General features: G+C 53.9%; 1 pseudogene. It reads right to left on the bottom strand.

Annotated elements, in window-relative coordinates:
* Nucleotides 1-275 precede the first annotated feature (275 nt).
* Nucleotides 276-1,005, bottom strand: a pseudogene (locus tag ACFV9W_RS39100) (nitrate/nitrite transporter); the annotation flags it as partial.

The raw sequence follows: 1,005 nt of genomic DNA, 5'->3' as shown, positions 1-1,005 counted from the left end.
CCCAGAAATTTCATTTAACCTGCGGGAAAGACATTAATATTTTAATGTAAGAATACTCTCAACAAAACGAAAAAACCGTGCAAATAATATAATACGCTTGGGAGAAGACATTCCCATATTGAGAGATATAACTATAAAAAAAGAAAAAAACGGCAAGCGGAGATGAGAATTTTACCTAAAGGCAGAAAATTTCACTGAGAGAGCGAGGAGAGATGACTCGGAATGAGCGAAATATCCCTCCCCTGTCGGGAGGGATTGAGAAAATCGTTTGATACTCAGGCCTTTTTCTTGCGGCCATACACCGCCCAAGTGATGACCACACACAAGATATAGAACACCAGGAATACTTTCATTGCCCCCGCCGGGGAACCGGTCAGCGCCAGCGAAGTGCCGAATGCCTGGGGAATGAAGAAGCCGCCTGCGGCACCGATCGCCGAGATAAAACCCAATGCGGCGGCGGAGTCCGTCACCGCTTCACGCTGCGCGCTCTCGTCGCTGCCGCCGGCCGCTTTCACGCGATCGACAGTGATTTTACGGAAAATGACGGCGATCATTTGGAAAGTCGACCCGCTGCCCAGCCCCGCCGTGAGAAACAGCACCATAAAGATACCGTAGAAGGCGATGAACGAACCGCCCTCACCCGCCATCGGCAAGGTCAGGAACAACAGCGCGGCGAACACGGCCATCACTACAAAGTTGATCAACGTCACCCGCACGCCGCCGAAACGGTCAGACAGCGCGCCGCCGACTGGCCGTGCCAGCGCACCGAGGAATGGCCCAAAGAAGGCGTAATGCAGGATCACTACGTCCGGAAATTGCGTCTTCGACAGCATGGCGAAACCGGCGGAGAAACCGATGAAAGAACCAAAGGTCGCGAGGTACAGCAAACTCAGCATCCATAAATGCCCACGCTTGAGCACCGGCAGTTGCTGGCGCAGCGATGCCTTGGCCGCGGCCAGATCGTTCATGCCGAACCAGGCCGCCAGGGTGGCAACCAGCAGGAAC

Source organism: Streptomyces sp. NPDC059897, from assembly GCF_042730865.1.
Lineage (GTDB): Bacteria > Actinomycetota > Actinomycetes > Streptomycetales > Streptomycetaceae > Streptomyces.
The sequence above is the reverse complement of the archived record's forward strand: the minus strand, read 5'-3'. Positions and strand labels throughout refer to the sequence as shown.